The organism is Chitinophaga hostae, assembly GCF_018224885.1.
GTDB classification, from domain to species: Bacteria; Bacteroidota; Bacteroidia; order Chitinophagales; family Chitinophagaceae; genus Chitinophaga; species Chitinophaga hostae.
In genome coordinates this window covers 710,381-732,150 of sequence record NZ_JAGTXB010000001.1, presented here as the reverse complement: position 1 = coordinate 732,150, position 21,770 = coordinate 710,381, and the positions used below count along the sequence as shown (strand labels likewise).

At 44.1% G+C, this 21,770-nt stretch carries 14 protein-coding genes; 8 read left to right on the top strand and 6 right to left on the bottom strand.

Features of this window, described 5'->3' with window-relative positions; all coding sequences use genetic code 11:
* The first annotated feature begins 14 nt into the window (after positions 1 to 14).
* Positions 15 to 3,917, top strand: a complete 3,903-nt coding sequence (locus tag KE626_RS03030) for a PAAR-like protein (protein WP_211971399.1) — start codon at positions 15 to 17, stop codon at positions 3,915 to 3,917.
* A 2-nt stretch (positions 3,918 to 3,919) separates the two neighbouring features.
* Positions 3,920 to 5,053: a hypothetical protein gene (locus KE626_RS03025; protein WP_211971398.1), complete on the top strand. Its 1,134-nt coding sequence runs from the start codon at positions 3,920 to 3,922 to the stop codon at positions 5,051 to 5,053.
* Positions 5,054 to 5,195: 142 nt separating this feature from the next.
* On the opposite strand, the gene KE626_RS03020 is transcribed toward KE626_RS03025, so the two are convergent.
* Positions 5,196 to 5,873 carry a carboxypeptidase-like regulatory domain-containing protein gene (locus KE626_RS03020; RefSeq protein WP_211971397.1) on the bottom strand — a complete coding sequence of 226 codons (678 nt, stop codon included), beginning with the start codon at positions 5,871 to 5,873 and terminating at the stop codon, positions 5,196 to 5,198.
* 215 nt (positions 5,874 to 6,088) lie between these two features.
* Between KE626_RS03020 and prs the strand changes: the two genes are divergently transcribed.
* From prs to KE626_RS02995, 5 genes are all read left to right on the top strand, one after another.
* Positions 6,089 to 7,021: a ribose-phosphate diphosphokinase gene (gene prs / locus KE626_RS03015; protein WP_211971396.1), complete on the top strand. Its 933-nt coding sequence runs from the start codon at positions 6,089 to 6,091 to the stop codon at positions 7,019 to 7,021.
* A gap of 109 nt (positions 7,022 to 7,130) precedes the next feature.
* Entirely contained in the window at positions 7,131 to 7,577 is a 447-nt protein-coding gene (locus tag KE626_RS03010) for a GNAT family N-acetyltransferase (RefSeq protein WP_211971395.1), read from the top strand.
* A 132-nt stretch (positions 7,578 to 7,709) separates the two neighbouring features.
* Positions 7,710 to 11,222, top strand: coding sequence for a SusC/RagA family TonB-linked outer membrane protein (locus tag KE626_RS03005; RefSeq protein ID WP_211971394.1), 3,513 nt, complete (start codon positions 7,710 to 7,712; stop codon positions 11,220 to 11,222).
* A gap of 12 nt (positions 11,223 to 11,234) precedes the next feature.
* Positions 11,235 to 12,722, top strand: a complete 1,488-nt coding sequence (locus KE626_RS03000) for a SusD/RagB family nutrient-binding outer membrane lipoprotein (protein ID WP_211971393.1) — start codon at positions 11,235 to 11,237, stop codon at positions 12,720 to 12,722.
* 111 nt (positions 12,723 to 12,833) lie between these two features.
* Positions 12,834 to 13,550: a DUF2490 domain-containing protein gene (locus KE626_RS02995; protein ID WP_211971392.1), complete on the top strand. Its 717-nt coding sequence runs from the start codon at positions 12,834 to 12,836 to the stop codon at positions 13,548 to 13,550.
* 198 nt (positions 13,551 to 13,748) lie between these two features.
* Here the strand turns inward: KE626_RS02995 and KE626_RS02990 are convergent, their stop codons facing one another.
* The 3 genes from KE626_RS02990 to KE626_RS02980 form a co-directional block, all read right to left on the bottom strand.
* Positions 13,749 to 14,237: a YcxB family protein gene (locus KE626_RS02990; protein ID WP_211971391.1), complete on the bottom strand. Its 489-nt coding sequence runs from the start codon at positions 14,235 to 14,237 to the stop codon at positions 13,749 to 13,751.
* 21 nt (positions 14,238 to 14,258) lie between these two features.
* Entirely contained in the window at positions 14,259 to 14,759 is a 501-nt protein-coding gene (locus KE626_RS02985; RefSeq protein WP_211971390.1) for a hypothetical protein, read from the bottom strand.
* Between the two features lie 547 nt (positions 14,760 to 15,306).
* Positions 15,307 to 18,600: a vitamin B12-dependent ribonucleotide reductase gene (locus KE626_RS02980; RefSeq protein ID WP_211971389.1), complete on the bottom strand. Its 3,294-nt coding sequence runs from the start codon at positions 18,598 to 18,600 to the stop codon at positions 15,307 to 15,309.
* Positions 18,601 to 18,927: 327 nt separating this feature from the next.
* Here KE626_RS02980 and KE626_RS02975 point away from each other — a divergent pair, with 327 nt between their 5' ends.
* Positions 18,928 to 19,683: a phosphoglycerol geranylgeranyltransferase gene (locus KE626_RS02975; protein WP_211971388.1), complete on the top strand. Its 756-nt coding sequence runs from the start codon at positions 18,928 to 18,930 to the stop codon at positions 19,681 to 19,683.
* Positions 19,684 to 19,769: 86 nt separating this feature from the next.
* Here KE626_RS02975 and KE626_RS02970 read toward each other — a convergent pair whose 3' ends face one another.
* Positions 19,770 to 20,498, bottom strand: a complete 729-nt coding sequence (locus tag KE626_RS02970; RefSeq protein ID WP_079469799.1) for a LytR/AlgR family response regulator transcription factor — start codon at positions 20,496 to 20,498, stop codon at positions 19,770 to 19,772.
* 92 nt (positions 20,499 to 20,590) lie between these two features.
* Entirely contained in the window at positions 20,591 to 21,451 is an 861-nt protein-coding gene (locus KE626_RS02965) for a sensor histidine kinase (protein ID WP_249207217.1), read from the bottom strand.
* Positions 21,452 to 21,770 lie beyond the last annotated feature (319 nt).

The window sequence follows — 21,770 nt, the reverse complement described above, 5'->3', positions numbered from 1 at the left end:
CAATAAACGATAAGATGGCGAACAAACATTTTGTGGTGCAGGGAGCCGTATGCAAATGTGCATTCGGTAATATCAGCAGTAAACTGCAGGTAACAAGCGCCCACGAATTCATGAATGATTATAGCGGCAGCACCAAACCGGTGGCAAGCAGCAATGAAACAGGCAACCCTTTCCAACCCGGAACATTCGGCGCCTGCACCATCTCACATAGCTCCTGCATACCCGCTATAGTACAATGGCATGGCTGTTCTTCCAACATTATATTATCCAATGGAGGAAAAGCCCTTACTGAAGAGAGCACCGCCATCTGCGCCGTATCAGGAAGTCCCTGCATCAGTATCCTTTGTCATGGTCAAACAAGTGCCATCAACACACCCACGGCCGGAAATAAAGAACAGGAAAGTACCAAAGCGTTAAACCCGCTATCACCAGGAACGAATACACAACAGGAAATACCAAAAATCCGCAGCATTAACCTGACACTGGAGGAACGTTCTCCTGCTGCTACTTTCATCAGTAGCAGCATAAAAGATAATACGCCCCCTGCGATCAATGTAAGAATAAATGAACCATTGTCTTTCAATGTAGATCAGTATAACAATACTGCTTCCATAGATGAATCTTTGGTAAGCTGGAAAGTGTTCAATAGTCATTCTTTCGAAAATACCCTTCTCTCCTTTGAAAGAAAAGGGCCATTTCTGCCGTTAAGTTTTGACCAAATGGGCAACTATCGCGTAATGGCATACGGAGAAGGCCAGCCAAATACCAACGCTTATTTCGATATAACCGCAACCATCAACAAACTTAGAGATGAATTCACGGTTACAGATAAGTTCGAAGCCTCATGCGCTTTCAGCGAAAAGCAATTTCAAAAAGGGATAGCTGTTACAATAGCTGCTGTATATGATATGGTTCCGGCTACAGCACCGGAAAAACAATATGTGTCCATGCAGGTTACGGACAACAGTAATAATGTGCTGGCTGCTTCAAATACCGATAGCATTTGTTTTACACCACCGAACGCAGCAACAAAGTATGTTGTCACCGCCACGATGCATACCGGCACTAATCCGCAAATAGTAACTAAGACATTCAAATCTGAAAAAAGCGATACTATATTGTTAACCAACCATCCAGGCAATCACCTGGTTAGACCTCGCACGTCAATGAGTTTTCATGTATCAGAAATGATCCATACAACTCTGCTGCCAACCCCAAGTGCAGCAGCCACCCAATGGCTACTAAATGGTAAACATGTGGGTATCGGTCCATCTCTCACACTTGATGGCGATACCCATTTTACCATTCCCGGAAAATATCTCGTTGAAGTTGTGCAGCATTTCCCAGATAATGAAAACAATGAAACAACTGGGATTAAAGGACGCGGAGAATGGCAACTGGAAGTAAAAAACAATGAGCTGTTACAGATCAGGGTTATCAATGACACGACCAACTGGATCATAGGGAAATCATATCGCCTAGCCCTTCAAACGCTAATGCCTTATGATGAATCATTGGATGGAATTATTATGTGGAAACCATATGGCGCAGGTGGCACTACCATGCAAAATGCAACGGCATCCGTTGAAGGGCGCTTCATTATTAGCGCGCGGTTAGGCAAGTCTGCGCAATCATTGGAAGTTAACGCAGCATATGCTACCATTAACCGCTGGTGCTTTACAGATCAGCAAAATATCTATAAACCAAACGCAGGATGGAAAGAAAATATAAAAATATGTATCAGCAGCCCGGCGGCTGCGTCTGAAATAGTTCGCGTTCATCTATTGTTGTGTAACCCGGCCAATAGGCCACATCATGTCAAAGACCTGGGATTTGTGAGCTTTGATACAACTGGAGAATTGAAAATGGATATCAGTACCTACAGCCTGAAACCATTACTAACAGCTACTAGCTTTGAATGGGACACTTTCAACATACTGTTTGCTATTGAACAAATAGCAAACAGTATCCAGTTTGCTGACATGAAAACGATTGTATGTAATGGAAGGAAATGCTGGTTTCCACAAAAACAAAGTAACAGGCGCACAACAGAAACAGGAAAATATCTCCGGATAAAAGCAGCAAGGGAAGTTGTTGCTGTCTACCTTTTTGATTCGCAGAAAAACCCTGCCTATAAAGTGTATAAATACGGAGAAAAAATAACCTTACATATACAAACAAGTAACCTGGCAGGTGAAAAGCTCCTCATCCAGGTATGGGAAAATAAACTGCTCGACGAAGATAAATGTTGCATCAGCAAAAATATCCAGGTAGATGAAAATGAGATGAGTGAACTCGTAATAGATACCTGTACCTTAAAAACAGGTAATTTCCTGGAAGATGGATTCTTCCGCTGCTTTTATGTAGTAATCAAAATAAACACGAGCAAATACCTTTATCCGGCAGAAGTAGCCGACAAAAATATGCTGGATCCTAACAGCGTCAACTATTATCGGCATATCAAACTTTCTGACAGGCTGGATCGTTTACTGAACGATCTTACCAGGAAAAATGCGCCGGTAGTACTGGGAGAATCTCAGGAAGAGAATGGGCTTGAAAAGGACTGTCCCCGGTGTAATGAAGACATAACAGTCGGGCAGCTGCTAAAAATATTTCCCCAAGCTGATGTAGCAGCCCTAAAGACAGTAGCATATACCTATAACCGGTATATGGCGCTAACAGGTATGAATACCTGCTGGAACAAAGCGCATTTTTTTTCCCAGGTAGGCGTGGAAAGCGGAATGTGTTTGCATATTAAAAACGGAGAAAGTTTTAACTATTATTGGGATGACCTGTTGAAACACTTTCCTCCATTCCGAACATCAGAAGGCAGGAAAAAAGCACGGGAATGGGGCAGGAGTGTCAGAAAACCAGCGCAGCCCGGCGTGAGTATCCAAAACCAGCAACATATTGCCAATTATACTTATGGTCCTGATACCGCAAAAGGCATTTCGCTCGGGAATACATACCAGGGAGACGGCTGGAACTTCAGGGGAAGAGGACTTATACAAATTACCGGCAGAGAAGCTTATGCGCTTGCCAACAGCTATACTATCAAAGAAAACGCTGACATCATCAGCCATCCCGATCTGGTGGCATCCGATATGAAAATCGCAGTGCTTTCAGCAATGGCATTCTGGAAATCCAAAGGGCTCCAGGGAAAGGCTAACGGAGGAGATTCAAACAGTGTCAGCAAACTTGTGGGTAAAGAACTCTTCGCCGGTGGTAAAAGCAATTATGCAGAAAAAGAAGATCTTCTCAAAAACAAAACGGCGGTTGTATTCCAGGCAGAGAAATGTCGCTATGGCAAAGCCACGATGGGCCGGATTAACAGGTATTGCATCTACGTCGAAACTTTCAAATATACACTTGTACAGGCTAATCCCCGGAGCAGGAAGTTTCAATATGATTTATATTCCTCTGACATACACATCAAATCTTTTCTATTGGAAAAAAATACCAGTGGTTTGGTTCCATTCCCGGAAAACGGTCCAAACTGGGGAAGATTTGGCAACCGGGACGGTGGGGATGATAACTATATAGCACCGGAAATAGCTGCTCCCTTGTTCGGTTTCTTCTATTCGTTACCCAAAAATGGATACAAAGACAAACTATACTTTAATGATATTTCTGCAGCGGATAAAAGGAATCTCGGACATATCGGGCATATTAACGGGAATGATATCGATATCAGGTATCCAGGCAGTACGGATAGGGCGGGCTCTGTGTTATGGAGCGAGGCGAAGAAGGCGTACGGGTCGGAGAGGGAGTTTATTGCCACACTTGAGAATATACTATCCGTTGCTGTAAGATGGAATTTTAGAAAAAACTTCGCCTACACAAAAACAATCAAACACACAATAGGTAAATCGCTGCTGGCACATCAAAATCATTTTCACCTCGGTTTAAGAAAATAAGTATGATAAACTTAGCAAAAAGAGTAACCATTATCGCAACTATATCCATTCTCCTTAGTTGCCACGACCGCCACAAACAACCTTCAAATATAACTGAGATTAAGGATGACATTGAAGCTTCAGAAAAAAAATACAAAATGAACAACGACACCGTAAAACTCCAAATGGAGCTCCAATCAAACATTGAAACCGATGGAGAAGGTTCCGTTCCAACTTATCGTTATTCCGAGATGGATGTAAATATAGCTTTACCAATTATCTCGCAAGGTTTGCTGGATAAAGGATTCAAGGTATTAGACGATGCAATTTTCCAAGTCAGAATCCTAAACATCTTTGGTGATATTTTTCATCCATCGAATCCCAGGATAAAATTCCATGAGCACTTTACCACCATTTTAGAAAATGACTCAGTTGACCAAGGCGATGAATATGATTATACTATTGACAATATTTTCATTTCTAAGGATTATAGATATATAACATGGGTACCACTTTTAGGAGATTTCATCATCTTTACAGATAGTGCCCAATATAAAATCGATCTTCATCCTAAGATCATTTCCCGAAACAAATACCTCTTCAACAACAGCCGCCCCGACCTCGCCTATCTTCTCCACGAAGACACCCTCTTCCTGAAAACACTGGTAACATCATTTGGCTATACCAAAGAGCCTAAAATAAATGACCTCGTCATGAACGACTACCTCGATATGGACGATAAACATATGGCTACGGTAGGAGAAATCATATTTGTAAAAAATGGAAAAGGAGAACTGGTAATTAAAGAAGAACTGTTGAAGTGGATCGCTGATCACACCAGTGCAAATGATATTCGGATGTTAATGGCACTGGATACGTATGGCTCTTTACTTTTTGATTCCAATCAAAGTACTATTTCCAAAACCAATCCGTTTAGCCTGTTCACTCCCAACGAAAAAAGAAAAATCGTTGCCTATATCGGCAGCATCTACGAACCTCTCTTCAATAAATTTTCGGCAGGAAAAGCTACGATGTGGCCTGTTGGCTCCGCATTCGATAACCTGTTATCTACCGATGACGGCTTTGAAGCTTACCTCAAACAACATCACTATTTCTCTTTACCGGCATTAAAAAATATCTTAGAACCCTCGGAATAAAATCTACCTGTGCTGTCAACATAACATTGCCATCATTTGCACAATCTTCCCCCTCACAAGATAACGGGGCATTGCTGTTTAAGTACCATCAAAAAAAAGCGCCAGGCGAAATCGCCTGGCGCAAATATCCTGTACAACTTTATTAAGGTTCCTTCCGCTCTGCCTTCTGCTTTTGGTAGGTTTCGAACGATTGCTTAATATATAGCAACAGATCATATTCTGATGCTGAGTTCAGAAACTGGTAACCAGGCCTGTATTTATACATAAAGGAGTCCAGTTCCGGACTTTGCAGTTTCGTCATTTTTCCTACAAGCTCAGGAGAATATCTGTAATCGATGAACTTCTCTTTCTCCCAATAAAGCAGCTGTTCATGAAACTGCTCTTTCCGCTTACGCGTCTTACTGGGAACTAGATAAGATAATGCCGTAATCGGGTTGGCAGGCAATGTTTTCAATACATCCATCGCCCCTGGTTTATGATAGTTAAAATAACGTCCATATTCATCCCGCAACGCCGCAGAGTCTTTAGCATAGTTCTTTCCGCGCACATTTACGCCCTGCAATTCAAACATCCGCTTCTGCAGATATACATCCTGTGTAGATGATAACATTGGAAGTATTACCAATCTGGGCGCATAGCTCAACATGGAAAACTCAAGTGTGTCACCGGGAATACCCTCAATATAAAAGCGCCCGCTTTCATTACTAAGTGTGCCCGACATAGTCCTTTTGTTAACGATAGAAACAAAAGGTAATCCCGTTCTGGAATCCTGATCCGCCACCATACCAGACAACCGTACCTGTGCGACAGTAACCTGCATGCTAATGAAAAAGAAAAAAAACAGTGCTCCGATATATGCTGTAATACGAATCATGAATATTGTAATCCTTCAAATTTAATGTTCCACCCGCAAATGAAAAGTTAAAAAACGGGAGAAAAGTTAGTGCTCGCGGACAAAATTATTAATTATCAACGTTATAAATATCCCCCTAATCACTTATTTTTACGGTTATCACCCATTACCCTGTAAAAGTCATGCCACAGAAGATCATTTTTGCTACACAGCATTACCAATATTTAAAAGACAGAATTCTGTCAGTTCCTGGCACCGCCTGGGAAAATGGGGAATTAGAGATACGTGATTTTCCGGATGGGGAACATTATCACCGCATTTTGAGTAATGTCAGCAACAAAGAAGTAATCCTCATCGGCGGCACCATCGACGATAAGGCGACCCTGGAATTATATGATCTTGCCAGTGGATGCATACAGCTGGGTGCCTATTCCCTCACCATCATCATCCCCTTTTTCGGCTATTCCACTATGGAACGCGCAGTGAAATATGGCGAGATCGTGAAAGCAAAAACGCGCGCAGTACTGTTCTCCTCTCTCCCCAATACTTCCCGGGGTAACAGGATTGTAATGATCGACCTCCATGTGGATGGTATTACCTGGTATTTCGAAAATGATGTCCGCCCAGTTCATCTATATGCTAAAGACTTTGTAAAGGATGCTGCCATGGAACTCGCCGCAGGCAAACCTTTTGTTCTCGCCAGCACGGATGCGGGCAGAGCCAAATGGGTAGAATCCCTGGCAAACGACCTTCATGTACCGGCTGCCTTTGTGTTTAAACGCCGCATCTCCGGCGATGAAACCGCCATCACCGCCATCAGCGCCGATGTAAAAGATAAAACCGTAATCATCTATGATGATATGATCCGTACCGGCGGATCGCTGATCCACGCCGCCGAATCTTATCATGATGCAGGAGCAGATAACATCTACGTAATCACTACCCATGGCATATTCGCCGGGAATGGATTCGAAAAAATCAAACAAAGCGGCCTTATTAAAAAAATAATCTGCACAGATACACACCCCAACGCCCTCACCATACAGGATGACATGCTAGTCGTTAAATCTGTTAATGAGCTCATCGTCAATTATTTTCATTCCCAACACTCCTGACCCTGTTGGCAAGCTATTTGTCGGGCAGACACTTGTGAGCGATGTTGCAGATAAGCCACGCACAGGGCAGTTGCTTAAATTCGCAATAGACAAAACCTAACAGACAAACATGCTTGATTTTCGTATAATCGAATACGGTAGTTGTGATTACCACGACATGGTAACGCTTCGCGATGAGGTATTGCGAAAACCACTTGGACTAAGCTTTTCTGCCGAACAATTGCAACAGGAAATGAACGACATCCTGATTGCAGGATTCACAACAACAGGTAATGAAAATAAAATTGCTGGCTGTTGCATACTTACACCAGTCAGTGAAAACACTGTACAGTTAAGGCAAATGGCCGTATCGCCCTCCCTGCAGGGAAAAGGAGTTGGAAGAGAAATTATTGCCTTCGCAGAAGAATACGCGCGTAAAAATGATTTTAATCTTCTCATGATGCATGCTCGCAAAGAAGCCACAGGATTCTATCAGAAGCTGGGCTACGAAACATGTGGAGAAGAATTTACAGAAGTGGGCATTCCACACTACGAAATGAGGAAAAACCTGAAATAATATTTTTTTTCTTCTGCAACCCATTGTAGAAGGCGTTTTGATTGTATTGTTATATTGATGAACAATCAATGTAACAATAGACAGCATAGGATTCCTGTCAAAAAATTTTGTAACCAAATCTTTCATTATACAATGAGAAGCCATGTACTAGCCTGGTCGGGCCTGTGCTATGCCTTTTTCTGCTATACCTCCAGCAGCGCATACGCAAAACCCGAAGGGTATCTCACCGCAAAACTACTGCAAGCTGATACCACTGTTCCGGTAGTGATTAAACCCGCTGCTGCAGATACAAGTATCAAACAAAAACCGGATACCGCCTCAAAAGCGCTTCCAACGCAGGATACATCAAAACCTAAACAAGACACATCTGCTAAATCTACTCCCGATAGTACGAAAACTACTACAGCACCAAAAGAGGATACCGCACTCATCCTCCCACCGGATCCGGCAACGGCTAAAAGTGAAGTGGGAAAATTCTCCCTCACCGGTAACGTGAAGGATGATAAAGGAACACCAATTCCCGGCGCTGTCATCCGTAACAAAACCACTAAAACAAATGCACAGTCAGATCCTACCGGTAACTATACGATCAAAGCAGGCGTTGGAGACACCATACTCGTTACCGCTCCTACTTTTGGCGAACAAACCGTTCCCATCGAGAAAAGAGGCGCGCTGAATTTCTCCATGGTTCCTTCCAGCGCTACTAAAAAAGTTTTGGGAGAAGTGGTAGTAACAGCCCTCGGCATCAAGAAAAATCCGCGCTCAGTTGGTTACGCCATTCAGGAAGTAAGCGGCAGCGCCGTACAGGAAGCCAAAGAGGTAAACTTTGTTAATGCACTCTCCGGTAAAGTAGCCGGTGTTCAGGTAAGCACCAACACAGGTTCCATGGGCGGCTCCAGTAAAATCACTATCCGTGGTGTAAAATCCATCCTGGGAGATAACAACGCCTTCTTTGTACTCGATGGCGTTCCAATGATGAACAGCGTTACCAACCAGGGCGGCCAGCTCAATGGTGGCGGTGGGTATGACTACGGTAGCCCATTGCAGGATATCAACCCGGAAGACATTGAAAATATATCCGTGCTGAAAGGCGCTGCCGCTACGGCATTGTACGGCAGCCGCGGCGCAAATGGCGTAATGCTCGTAACTACTAAAAAACGCCCCGACAGCGAAAGAGGTATCGGCGTTACCTATAGCCTCAACGCACAGGTAGACCAGGTCGCAGTATTGCCTAAATACCAGAACGAATATGGCGGCGGCGCAGCCGGTAGCTTCGATACACTTTACTATAACCAGCATCCGGAAGGATTCCTCAACGAACAAAGCGCTACTTACGACGACAACAACGGCAAAGGCAGATATGACCTGCTTCCCAAATATGCAGTAGATGAATCCTGGGGCCCAAAACTCGACGGTCGAAAAGTCCGTCCATACTGGTCATGGGATAAAAATAAAAACAATCCCTTCTTCGGACAAACAGACACCTGGTCCCCACATCCGAACAACGTGAAGGATTTCTACAAAACAGGATTCACACTCACCAACAATATTTCCATGGCCGGCAGCAACGACAAAGGCGCTTTCCGCCTGTCATATGGCAATATGGATCAAAGCTTCGTACTGCCCAATGCTACCAACAAAAGAAATAACCTCTCGGTAAACGGTAACTACGAAATCACCAAAGGCGTAAGAGCAGTCGCTTCCGTCAATTATACCTCACTGAGGGTAAAAGGCAGACCAGGCACCGGGTTCACCGGGCCCAATCCAACCCTGCAATTTACCATGTATGGTCAGCGACAACTGGATATCGAACAGGAGAAAAGATATAAATATGATGATGGTTCCCAAATCACCTGGAACAGGAAATCATGGGATAACCCCGGTATCTCCTCCAGCAATGGCCCATACTGGAACCGGTACATGGACTATGAAACAGATGGCCGCAACAGGATATATGGATATGCCGGCCTGGATATAGATGCTACCAAATGGCTGAGCTTCACCGGTCGCGTATTCATGGATGACTATAATACACTGGAAGAAGAAAGAACCGCACAGGACTACCTGCCAGGTACTTATATCAAACGTGTACGCAGCTCCCGTGAAATGAACTACCAGGTAACAGCCGACATAAAAAAGAATTTCGGAGATGACTTCCAGCTGAATGCTACCGTGGGCGGCAACGTAATGCACCGCCTGTGGACAGCTACCGGAGGCTTCACGAACGGTGGCCTTATTATCAAGGATATTTACAACCTGAATAATTCCCAGCAACCAGCCACTCCGATAGATGAATACTACGAAAAACAGATCAATTCAGTATTTGCTACCGCCAATCTGGGTTATAAAAATTTCTTGTTCCTCGACCTTACCGGCCGTAATGACTGGACTTCCACCCTCGCGAAAGGCAATAACCGCTACTTCTATCCGTCAGCTTCCCTTTCCTTCGTGTTCTCCGACCTGTTGAAAGAGTGGAAATGGCTGTCGTTCGGTAAAGTCAGAGGAAGCCTTGCTGCTGTGGGTAACGACGCCGATCCATATCATAGCTTTAATACCTTCAATTACGTTCCTCCATTCAATGGTAACGCCATCGGCCAATTCAACTCTACTTATAATAACCCTGAGCTGAAACCGGAACGTACCACGGAAGTGGAAACAGGCGTGGAATTAAAATTCCTGGATAACCGCGTTGGTCTTGATCTTACTTACTACAGACGCGTCACTAAGGATCAGATCATTACCCTGCCAACTTCAGCGCCAAGCGGCTACCTGGGGGCCTACATAAATGGCGGCAGCGTGGAAAATAAAGGTTTGGAAATAGGCTTAAACCTCAACCCTATCCGCCTGAAAGGTGGATTCCGCTGGGATATTAACGCCAATATCGCTTTCAACCGCAACAAACTGCTCAACCTGAATGTTCCTCAATACAATACTTCATTGCCTATCTTAACTATCGGCACCGACCGCCGTACACAAAAGGTATCTGTGGTAGCTGAAGTAGGGGAGCCACTGGGAACTATCCGCGGTACTGACTACACCTACCTCAACGGACAAAAAGTGGTGGATTCTGCCGGACACTATATTCCAAGCGAACTTAAAAACATCGGTAACGCATATCCCGATTACGTAGGTGGTATTACCAATACCTTCTCCTACAAAGGCTTTTACCTGTCAGCACTGGTAGACTTCCAGCATGGTGGTGAATTCTTCTCCTACACTAACCTGTATGGCGAAAAATCAGGATTACTGCAAAGCACGGTAAGTAATAATATCCGTGAAACAGGTCTTACCGTGCCAGGTGTTACTGCAGATGGCAAACCCAATACAGTTAACATCAGTGCCCAGGATCATTTTGTGTATAATGGCGGTAACAGGATCAGTAAAGCCAACTTGTATGATGCCAGTTATATTTACCTGAGAGAAGCTAAACTGGGCTATAATCTCCCGGAATCCTGGTATAAAAAGATAGGTGCGCAGAATGTCCGCGTCTCCCTCTATGGTCGTAACCTCTGGCTGATCAAATCCAATGCTCCCAATGTGGATCCATCCAACATCCTCAATTCTGCCTCTAATATCCAGGGAATTGAAGGTGGAGCACTGCCGTCACTCCGGTCTTATGGTATTAACCTGAATGTATCATTCTAAATTTTTATGACGATGACAAAGATGATTTTGAAATATAGTGGTGCATTGCTTTTAACCGTTTCCCTGGCTATCTCCGGTTGTAAAAAACTGGATGATATGAACCGGGATCCAACCAGGCCTACCACCACAGAACCACAATACCTGCTCACCGGTGCGCAAAAATCCGCTATGGACATCTTGTACAACGGGCTGCAAAATGGCTATATCGCCAGTCACTACGCACAATACTGGTCGGGCAATTCCAGGTTTGTTGATAGCCAGTATCAACTCGATGAAGGTAATAACACCGCCCTCTGGAATACATTGTACAGCTATTCATTACATAACCTGGATGCCATTATTAAAATGAATAGCACAAAGGCAGGCCAGCCCGGCGTTGGCAATCAAAACGCTATCGCGCATATCATGCGGGCCTGGCTGTTCCAGGTGCTGGCAGATACCTACGGTAATATACCTTATACACAGGCCTTCCAGAATGAAACCAACATCACGCCTAAATATGATGATCCGCAGGCCATCTACAATTCCCTGCTGGATACCCTGCAAGCGCAGATCGGTATACTGGATGCATCACAAACAAGTTATAATACGGGAGATATTATTTACAACGGTAATGTAGATAGCTGGAAAAGGCTGGCACATTCGCTCATGTTACGCATGGCCATCCGTATGGCAGATGCTAATCCGCAAAAAGCCAAACAGATCATCGAAGCCCACTATCAACAGGCAATCACCGATAACGGGCAGTCGGCTCAATTCCAATATGTAGATGCTGTTCCGAACCGATATCCGCAAAACGATAAGGATCGGCCTATCATCGACTTCGCGGTAAGCACCACCCTGATGGACTACATGGCCGGTTTGGATGATCCCCGCCTGCCCATCTACGCACGCCCTTCTGATGCAGAAAAGAAATTCGTTGGATTACCTTATGGCTGGAGCACTTCTGATCCGGCACACAAGTCCGATGCATTCTATTCCGCGCCAGGTAAACAAATATACAGTGCCACCATGCCAGGTATCCTGATGGGCTATCCGGAAGTGGAATTTATCCTGGCAGAAGCCGCTGCAAGAGGTATGAACGTAGGTGATGCCGCTACACATTATACCAACGGGATCAAAGCATCCATGCACTATTGGAGAGACCTCTCCAAAACAACAATCACAGAGGAAGATATAAACGCTTATATCGCTAAAGTACCTTACACAGCGGCCGACTGGAAAAACGTAATCGGCACCCAGAAATGGCTGGCGCTGTACCCCCAGGGCTTCCAGGCATGGTTTGAGAGAACAAGGCTGAAATTCAAAAAGCCCGGTGGTCAACCACTGTTCATGGCGCCGAAATCCGGTGTACTGGACCTTAGCGTAAAGGACGGTGTACCTTATCGCTTAACCTATCCAATACAGGAACAAACACAGAATAAAGCCAATTATGACGCCGCTGCCACCGCTGTAGGCGGTGACCTGAAAGGCACCAAACTGTGGTATAATAAGTTTTGATACAACAATCAACTATAGCTAAACAACAATCTACCGGCGCCTGCATCTGCAGGCGCTTTCTTTTTTTAATCCCTATTTATTTATCTTTAAGCCCACCTATATTCAGCGATTATGAGGAAAATACTACTCACAATGGCCCTGCTGGCCATTGTCCGTTTTGTATCAGCACAGGATATGACTCAGGCTTACCAGAATTGGTATACGTACTTCGGTAACATGAAAATTAATAGCAAATGGGCTATTCCCTTTGATGTGCAACTGCGTATCAGGGATGGCATCAGCAACAAAGGACAACTACTGATGCGCGGGGGATTACAATATTCACTGGGCAAGCAGGACCAGGTTTTGTTGGGCTATGCCTACGTACCTACCTATAGCGGCGTTAGCAATACATGGTTACCGGAACAACGCATCTTTGAGCAATATATACACAAGGCAAAGCTAATTGATATGACACACCGTGTGCGGTTAGAACAACGTTGGGTGTCGCAACCTGCTAAACCCGGATCTGCAGCTGCTATCGGCGACTGGAAGTATGGCAACCGCCTCCGATATTTCAACCGTACACAACTTCAGTTAAAACATAAAAAAGAAACTACCCGCTTTTATGTAGCATTACAGGATGAAATTTTCCTGAACCTTTGGGGTAATGATATCAGCAACCTGCTGTTTGACCAAAACAGGTTCCTGGCTGCATTTGGCTACCAGTTCAACGCCAATCTGAAAGCCGATATCGGTTATATGAACCAATTGACACAGACCACTTCCGGCGCTAAAACAATGAATCATATCCTGCATTTCAGCGTATTTCAAACCATCAATTTATAGGCGCAATTGTCTTTGTCCAGGATTAGACTGATTTTAATGATTTCCGGGATTTTCCTTTATGATTCTAATTTGATTTTAAAAGATTTTGGGAGATGTAAGCAAATTTATTTTCGCTTACATCTCCCAAAATCTTTTAAAATCCAAAAGGGAAAATCCCGGAAATCATTAAAATCAGTCTAATCCTGGACAAAAAAAATCTCATCGGTAATTACTAAACTTGGTCTTCAGCATAGCCGTGAAGTTCCGGTACGCCTCTTCCGTTTCGAATGCGCTGATGGGAATGAGAAAGAAGGTTTTTTTATCCCTGTAGAGAAAGAAGAATTTTTTTGTTTCCACCACCTGGGAGAAATTACTCCAGCTAATGGCCCGCTGATGATCACTTGCCCGGGTAGAAATTAATAACCCTTCATCAGAATATTTAAGCTGTATGCTGTCTTTGAACGTAGCCGCCTTATTGTAGATAGAAATAGGCAGGAGGTACCAGAATACCCAGCCCAACACCAATATCATGATAACAATACCAGTAAGTGCGCTTGTAGTAACTACACTGAAGAAATAACCCGTTAGGGTGGCTAATAACAGAATGATAAGCGTGTTGCGGAAGACTTTTATCTCTCCCCTCTGCATAAAATGATAGCGCAATGCATGCAACACATCCCCCTTATTGTAACTGAACTCTAAATGCATTATCGCCTGGCAAAACGATTTTTATCTGTTTACTGAAATCGACATAGGATTATCCATTTCATCACGCACAGTAACAGGTGCTTCTTTCTTCCGGTTGCGTTTTACGTTAGACAAATCGTCCTCGCCAAAACCAGGAAAGTTTTTCTTGATGAACAGAAAATATTGCTGCAAGGTTTTTGGATCCACCTTAAAAGGGAAAGCCAACTCCTTACCACTTCCCTTGAGGAAGTCGTTTGTATTTAACTTGGTTTCGTTTTGTAAATACCACTTGTACAAATCAACAATAGCTTTCTCCAACTCTGCTTCATCAACTTTCTCCGCTGTTTCTACCCGCGGAAACATTAACACAAACTCTTCTACCCGTACAGGTTTTGTATTATTCGTGTTTTTGGAATTATTACGGTTGTCGTTGTTGTCCCCGTTTTTATCTCCGTTCTTATCCCCGTTCTTGAAACCAGTGCTGGCATTTGCTGAAGCGACTGCGGCCAAAACTACCAACAGCATTAACAACAGCTTTTTCATAAGGTGTCAAATTTTCGAGTCTAAAAATACAATTATATTTTGAGATTTCTAGTAGATTAAAAAATATGCGTAGAAACCCCCAAAAAAACAAAAGCAATGGACGAACCATTGCTTTCGAGAGTCATTTACAGTGCATGATGAGTCATGCGGTGTAGGAATATTTGGTTTTTCATAGGACAGTAACCATAATAAAAATTAATACAATAACAAATATAATAAAATTATATCGTGAGTTGGGAGAAAGTATAAATATTAGAAAAAATCAAATATTTAGACATATAATTTTAAAAGATGCAATAAAATTGCTCTTTACAGAAAAATATCAAATTGGAAAATGAGTCGTAAAAAATACCGGAAGAATTCCCGTACCCAAAAGAGAGGTAAAATCTGGCTTTTTAGATAAAAAGTAAGGGCGCCTAGAAAAGCGCCCTCAATTTGTTACTATCCTATGAAAACCCTATTTGAATACAAAGATAAAGGCATGTTATTTTTCTTTGAAATTTTAGAGGCACAATAACATATCATTAACAAGAAGTTGTAACACCAATCAGCTGCAACCCATGCTGGTGCCGCAATTCAAACATTTATAACAGGTACCCGAACGCACCGTGATATGACCGCAAGTATTACACGCCGGCGCATCACTTTGCATACTTTTCAGATAATCCTGCGTACTATTTTCCTGCTGATACGCGCCAACAGCCTGCGTTTTAGAAACCCGCGAGGTAGATTTTCCGCCCGGATTTACCACCGCCGACGCCGGGGGCAAATCCTCAGCATCATCGTCCTCTCCCGTGTTGCCAGGCACGTCTAATACGTGTACAAGATCAGTACGCCCTAAATATTCATACCCCAATACCCGGAAAATGTAGTCAATCAATGACGTCGCCGATTTTATATTAGGATGATCCACCATCCCCGCCGGTTCAAAACGGGTAAACACAAACTTATCTACAAACTCTTCCAGCGGAACACCATACTGCAGCCCCACAGAAACCGCAATGGCAAAGCAGTTCATCAGGCTCCGCAACGTTGACCCTTCTTTGGCCAGGTCAATAAATATTTCACCCAACGTACCATCATTGTACTCTCCGGTACGCACAAAAATAACCTGGCCGCCTACATTGGCCTTTTGTGTGAACCCACCCCGCTTGGAAGGTAAAGTCTGCCGCTCTACAATCCTCGATAACTGACGCTTCAGGGTCGTATCCCTGCTGGCAAGCATCCGTTTATTTACTTCTTCCAGTAATTCATCAATGGTCAGCTCGTTAAGATTTTGTGCCACCGATGCAGCCACAGCAACCTCCGTCTTCTTCTTCTTATCACTTTTATTACTCAACGGCTGACTCAGCTTACTGCCATCCCTATACAGGGCGCATGCTTTCAGTCCCAGCTCCCAACTCATCTTGTAAGCATCCGCAATTTCCTCCACCACAGCTTCATTCGGCAGATTAATAGTTTTAGAAATGGCGCCGGAAATAAAAGGCTGTACAGCCGCCATCATCCTGATATGTCCATGCGGATGAATGTAACGCATCCCGTTTCTGCCACACTTATTCGCACAATCAAATACCGGCAGATGGGAGTCTTTCAGATAAGGTGCCCCCTCAACAGTCATGGTACCACAAACAAAATCATTGGCCGCCTCAATTTGCTCATCCGCGAACCCAAGCGCATGCAGCAGGCTGAATTCCAGGTTGTAGTATTCTTCTGCCTTAAATCCCAACCGTTGTAAGCACTCCTCACCCAGGGTATATACATTAAAAACAAAAGAAATGTCGAAGGAAGACGTCACTGCCAAGTCCAGCTTCTTCAGCTCTTCTCCCATAAATCCCTTTTCACTCAGCGACTGATGGTTAATATAAGGCGCGCCGGCAAAGCTACCGGTTCCCCTGGCATAGTCTACAATCGCCTTTATTTCGTGCAACGAATATCCCAGGTTGTGTAAAGCCGTAGGAATCGACTGGTTAATGATCTTAAAATAACCGCCTCCCGAAAGCTTTTTAAATTTCACCAATGCAAAATCGGGTTCTACGCCGGTAGTGTCGCAGTCCATCACCAAACCAATAGTGCCGGTTGGCGCAATTACCGTTGCCTGCGCATTCCGGTAACCATATTGCTCACCCAGCTTTACTGCTTCATCCCAGGCTTTGGTAGCCGCTTTCAATAAATAATCGGCACAATACCGCGCATCAATCCCTTTAGACTTTATTTCCAGCCCGTCATAAGCTTCCGTAGCATCATAGGCCGCCGCCCGGTGGTTACGCATCACCCGGAGCATGTCTTCCCTGTTTTCCGCAAATCGGGGAAATGCACCCAGGTGTGCCGCCATCTCAGCCGACGTTTTATAAGCAATACCCGTCATGATAGCAGATATAGCCCCGGCAATACCACGGGCTTCCTCACTATCGTAAGCAATCCCGCTAACCATCAGCATAGACCCCAGGTTGGCGTATCCCAACCCCAGCGTACGATATTCATAACTCAGCTGCGCTACTTCTTTAGAAGGGAACTGAGCCATAAGCACCGAAATTTCCAGCACTACCGTCCACAATCTTACGGTATATTCAAAACCAGCTACATCAAAGTGGTTCTTTTCATCATCAAAAAAACGGCGCAGGTTCACCGATGCCAGGTTACAGGCTGTATTATCAAGAAACATGTATTCCGAACAGGGGTTGGAAGCATTAATACGCCCTCCCTGCGGACAGGTATGCCATTCATTGATAGTGGTATCATACTGTGTTCCCGGATCTGCACAACGCCAGGCAGCGTAGGTGACCTGGTCCCACAGCTCCTTTGCCTTTATAGTTTTCATCGTTTTGCCGCTGGTACGTGCTTTCAGATCCCAATCGCCATCGGCCTCCAGGGCACGGAAAAAACTATTGGGAACCCGAACAGAATTATTGGAATTCTGGCCAGACACTGTTTTGTACGCATCTCCTTCATAATCAGACGAGTAGCCAGCAGCAATAAGTGCGGCAACCTTTTTTTCTTCCTCCACTTTCCAGTTCACAAAATCCATAATTTCCGGGTGATCCAGGTCCAGGCATACCATTTTAGCTGCCCGCCTCGTGGTGCCGCCCGATTTAATGGCACCAGCTGCCCGGTCACCTATCTTCAGAAAACTCATTAAACCACTGGAAGTTCCGCCACCGCTCAGTTTCTCTCCGTCGCCACGAATATGTGAAAAGTTGGTCCCCACGCCGGAGCCATACTTAAAAATGCGTGCTTCCCGCATCCACAGATCCATAATCCCCCCGTCATTGACCAGGTCGTCGCTCACACTTAGTATAAAACAGGCATGTGGTTGCGGTCGCTCATAAGCAGAGGTTGATTTTTCCAGTTTCCCGGTATGTTGCTCCACATAATAATGTCCCTGGGGCTTTCCCTTAATACCATAACTTTCAAATAACCCGGTGTTGAACCATTGTGGGGAATTAGGCACACAGGCCTGGTTTAACATGCCATAACTCAGCTCCTCATAAAATACCCTTGCATCCTGTTCGGAGGCAAAATAACCATATTTCTCCCCCCAGGCGCGCCAGCAATTGGCCATCCGGTGCACCACCTGTTTTACCGAAGTTTCCCTTCCAACGCTCCCATCCGGTTGCGGTACGCCCGCCTTTCTGAAATATTTCTGTGCAAGAATATCTGTGGCTATCTGCGACCAGGCGACCGGAACTTCCACGTTGTTCATTTCAAAAACAATGTCACCACCAGGATTGCGGATAACGGAGGAGCGCAGCTCATACTCAAACTGATCGTAAGGACTCACACCTTCTTTGGTAAAATGACGGGAGAACGCAACACCACCCGTACTGTTGACTGGATTTTTCATGCCCATAACTTTTTCTTAGGTGATACAAATGAGTTAGTAATGCGGAGTTCTTTAAAATTAATTTTTAAATAGCGGGCAGGGATCTTTTATTTTGCACAGTTTGTGGATAATTGCTCAAACAGTTTGCCAACACGTTTGTTATAACCTCAAAAATGGAAATCCGGCTCAAAATTTGTCGTTAACAAAAAATTTGCAGTTATATAACATATAATCTGGTAGGTATCATGAAGTTCATAAATAGAAAATGAATTGAATGCTTATTTATTTAGGGGTGTGTTATTAACAAAAATATTATACATTTGCGACAACCGGAACAATGCGCTATTGATGTACAACAACATATACACTTCGTTCATCGAAAGAAAGGCTAAAAAGGAAAAGGCATTCGCGGTTTTAATTGATCCGGATAAGGTTACGCCTGCCGTTATCATAGAAATTGCGGCCAAATGCACTGCTGCAAAGGTTGATTATATCTTCCTTGGTGGCAGCCTGGTGATTTCAGATCACCTTGATGAATGCGTACAGCAGCTGAAAGCCAGCTGTGATATCCCCGTTGTATTATTTCCCGGAAGCCCTTCACAGGTATCCAAATATGCTGATGCCTTACTCTACCTGTCTGTTATTTCAGGCAGAAACCCTGAATTACTGATCGGTCAGCATGTGGTATCCGCTGCTGCAGTGAAAAAAAGCGGGCTTGAAGTCATTTCCACCGGTTACATGGTAATTGACGGCGGAGCTCCTACAACCGTATCTTATATTAGTAATACCACACCTATCCCGGCCGACAAGGCGGATATTGCCATGTGTACTGCTATGGCAGGTGAAATGCTGGGTATGAAAGTGATTTATATGGATGCCGGCAGCGGCGCCCGTGTGCCTATCACCGAAAGCATGATCAGCCGTGTGGCCAGCCAGGTACAGGCGCCTATTATCGTAGGCGGTGGTATCAGGGATGCGGAAAAAGCCTACCGGAACTGTAAAGCCGGGGCAGATATCCTTGTAGTAGGAAACGCTATAGAAAAAGATCTCTCTCTTATTAAAGAACTGGCGGATGCGGTACATTCCGTACCCATAAACGCATAAAACCATTAACTTTTAGCTTTTAGTAAATGTTGCGAAGTTCTTTTACGCTGCATTTATTAAAAGCTAAAAGCTAATGGCTAAAAGCTTTACAGGCTCATCATTTCCTTAAACTTTACCGCTTGCCTGCGGCTTACTTCAATTTTTTCGCCGCCGCGCATTTCCAGCAACAGGCCGCCGTTAAAGTAAGTGTCAATTTTTTCGATCATCCGCAGATTCACAATATGTTTACGGTTTGCACGGAAAAAAGTGCGCTCGTCAAGTCGTTCTTCCAGTGCATTCAGCGACTTGAGAATGAGTGGCTTGTTGGTTTCAAAATACACCCTGGCATAGTTTCCCACACTTTCAAACAGCCGTATTTCCTGCAATTTCACAAACCAGCAACGGTCCCCGTCTTTCACAAAAACCTGGTCATTTTCAGACAACAGGTTCCTTATACCACCGGAAGCTGCTAACCGGTCCTTCTCATCCTGCTGATGCAGCTTATGAATAGCATCGGCCAAACGCTTTGGCTCTACCGGCTTTAACAGGTAGTCGAGCGCATTGTACTCAAATGCCTTCAGTGCATATTCATCATATGCAGTAGTAAAAATTACCTGTGGCGTCTTCTCCAGTTCCGCCAGCAGATCAAAGCCCGTTTTATCAGGCATCTGAATGTCCAGGAACAGCAGGTCAGGATGCAGCGTTTCTATCTTTTCTATACCATCCTTCGCATTCACAGCTTCTCCTACCACCACTATCTCCGGGTGATCTGCCAGTAATTTCTTAAGTTCACTCCTGGCCAGGCGTTCATCGTCTATTATCAATGCTTTTTTCATTGGCAATATGAAGTTTGGTTGATGATTTAATTGATTAAATAAATAATAGCCATAACTGCTATGACACAGCTACAGCGGTTTATAACAAGTGATTAGAGTAAAGGCATTACTACTGTAGCTTCTACCGTTTGCTCGTCTTTATTCCTGATTTCAAAAGACGCCCTGCTGCCAAACAAAAGACTTAACCGTTGTCTGGTGCTTTGTAACCCAAAGCCATGGCCATTTATACTGTTTTCAACTATCTGACCGGTATTCTCAATGGTAATTACATGTTGCATACCTTTCAGGGAAGAGTTAATATAAACCGATCCCCCCTTTATAATCCTGGAAATACCGTGCTTGATCGCATTTTCCACCAAGGTTTGTAACATCATGGGAGGCACCTGTAATTCCAGCGTATCCGGGTCTATCTCATACTTCACGTTCAATCGCTCCTCAAAGCGGATATGTTCCAATGCAAGGTAGTCCTTTACTATATTCAATTCGTTTTCCAGGCTTACCGTTTCCGCCTTCTCCGTTTGCATAGAGCTGCGCAATATGTTGGAAAGCTCTGTGATAGCGGTTCTCGCCCGCTGCGGATTTTCGTCCACCAGGGCGCGGATGCTGTTTAATGCGTTGAAAATAAAATGCGGGTTCAACTGCGCCTTGATCGTTTTAAGTTCGAGCTCTTTCACGGTTGTTTCCAGCTTTAACTGATCTACCTGGGAGCTCCTGTTCCGCTCAATATAATGCCAGATATAGTAAATCATCCACCAGATAAAAGAAATGGCAAACGCAGATACTAAACCTTTTATGATACTGGTAACAAGATCTTCCTGCTTATATTTAAAAATGAAGTACATCAGCGCGTTATATGTGACGTATAACGTTACCGCCGTACCGGCTACCATGGTAAAAAATAAAAAGATCTGCTTTTCAGAGCTATAGGCCACCCAGTTACGCCTGTTGATCAATGTTCTGAAAAGGTGGGTGGATAAAATCCCTAAGGTGATGAATATTAATAGGTTAATTAAGTCAGATAGTTTAAGTACCGACTTATCAAGGGCGTAGTAAAAAAAACAGTTTAACACGAAATAAGCCGACCACCCCAAAATCTGACACCACCAATATTTGTTTATTTGCTTAAACATTAAATCAAATTAGTAAACTTCACCTATATTCCAAAAATACCCTACAGCTCCCCCCGCAGAAACCTAAATGTTATAAATGGTGAATCAAAACCGGTAAATGGCAGATGCCTGTACCTGAATGGTGAGATATCCCGGAACTGTC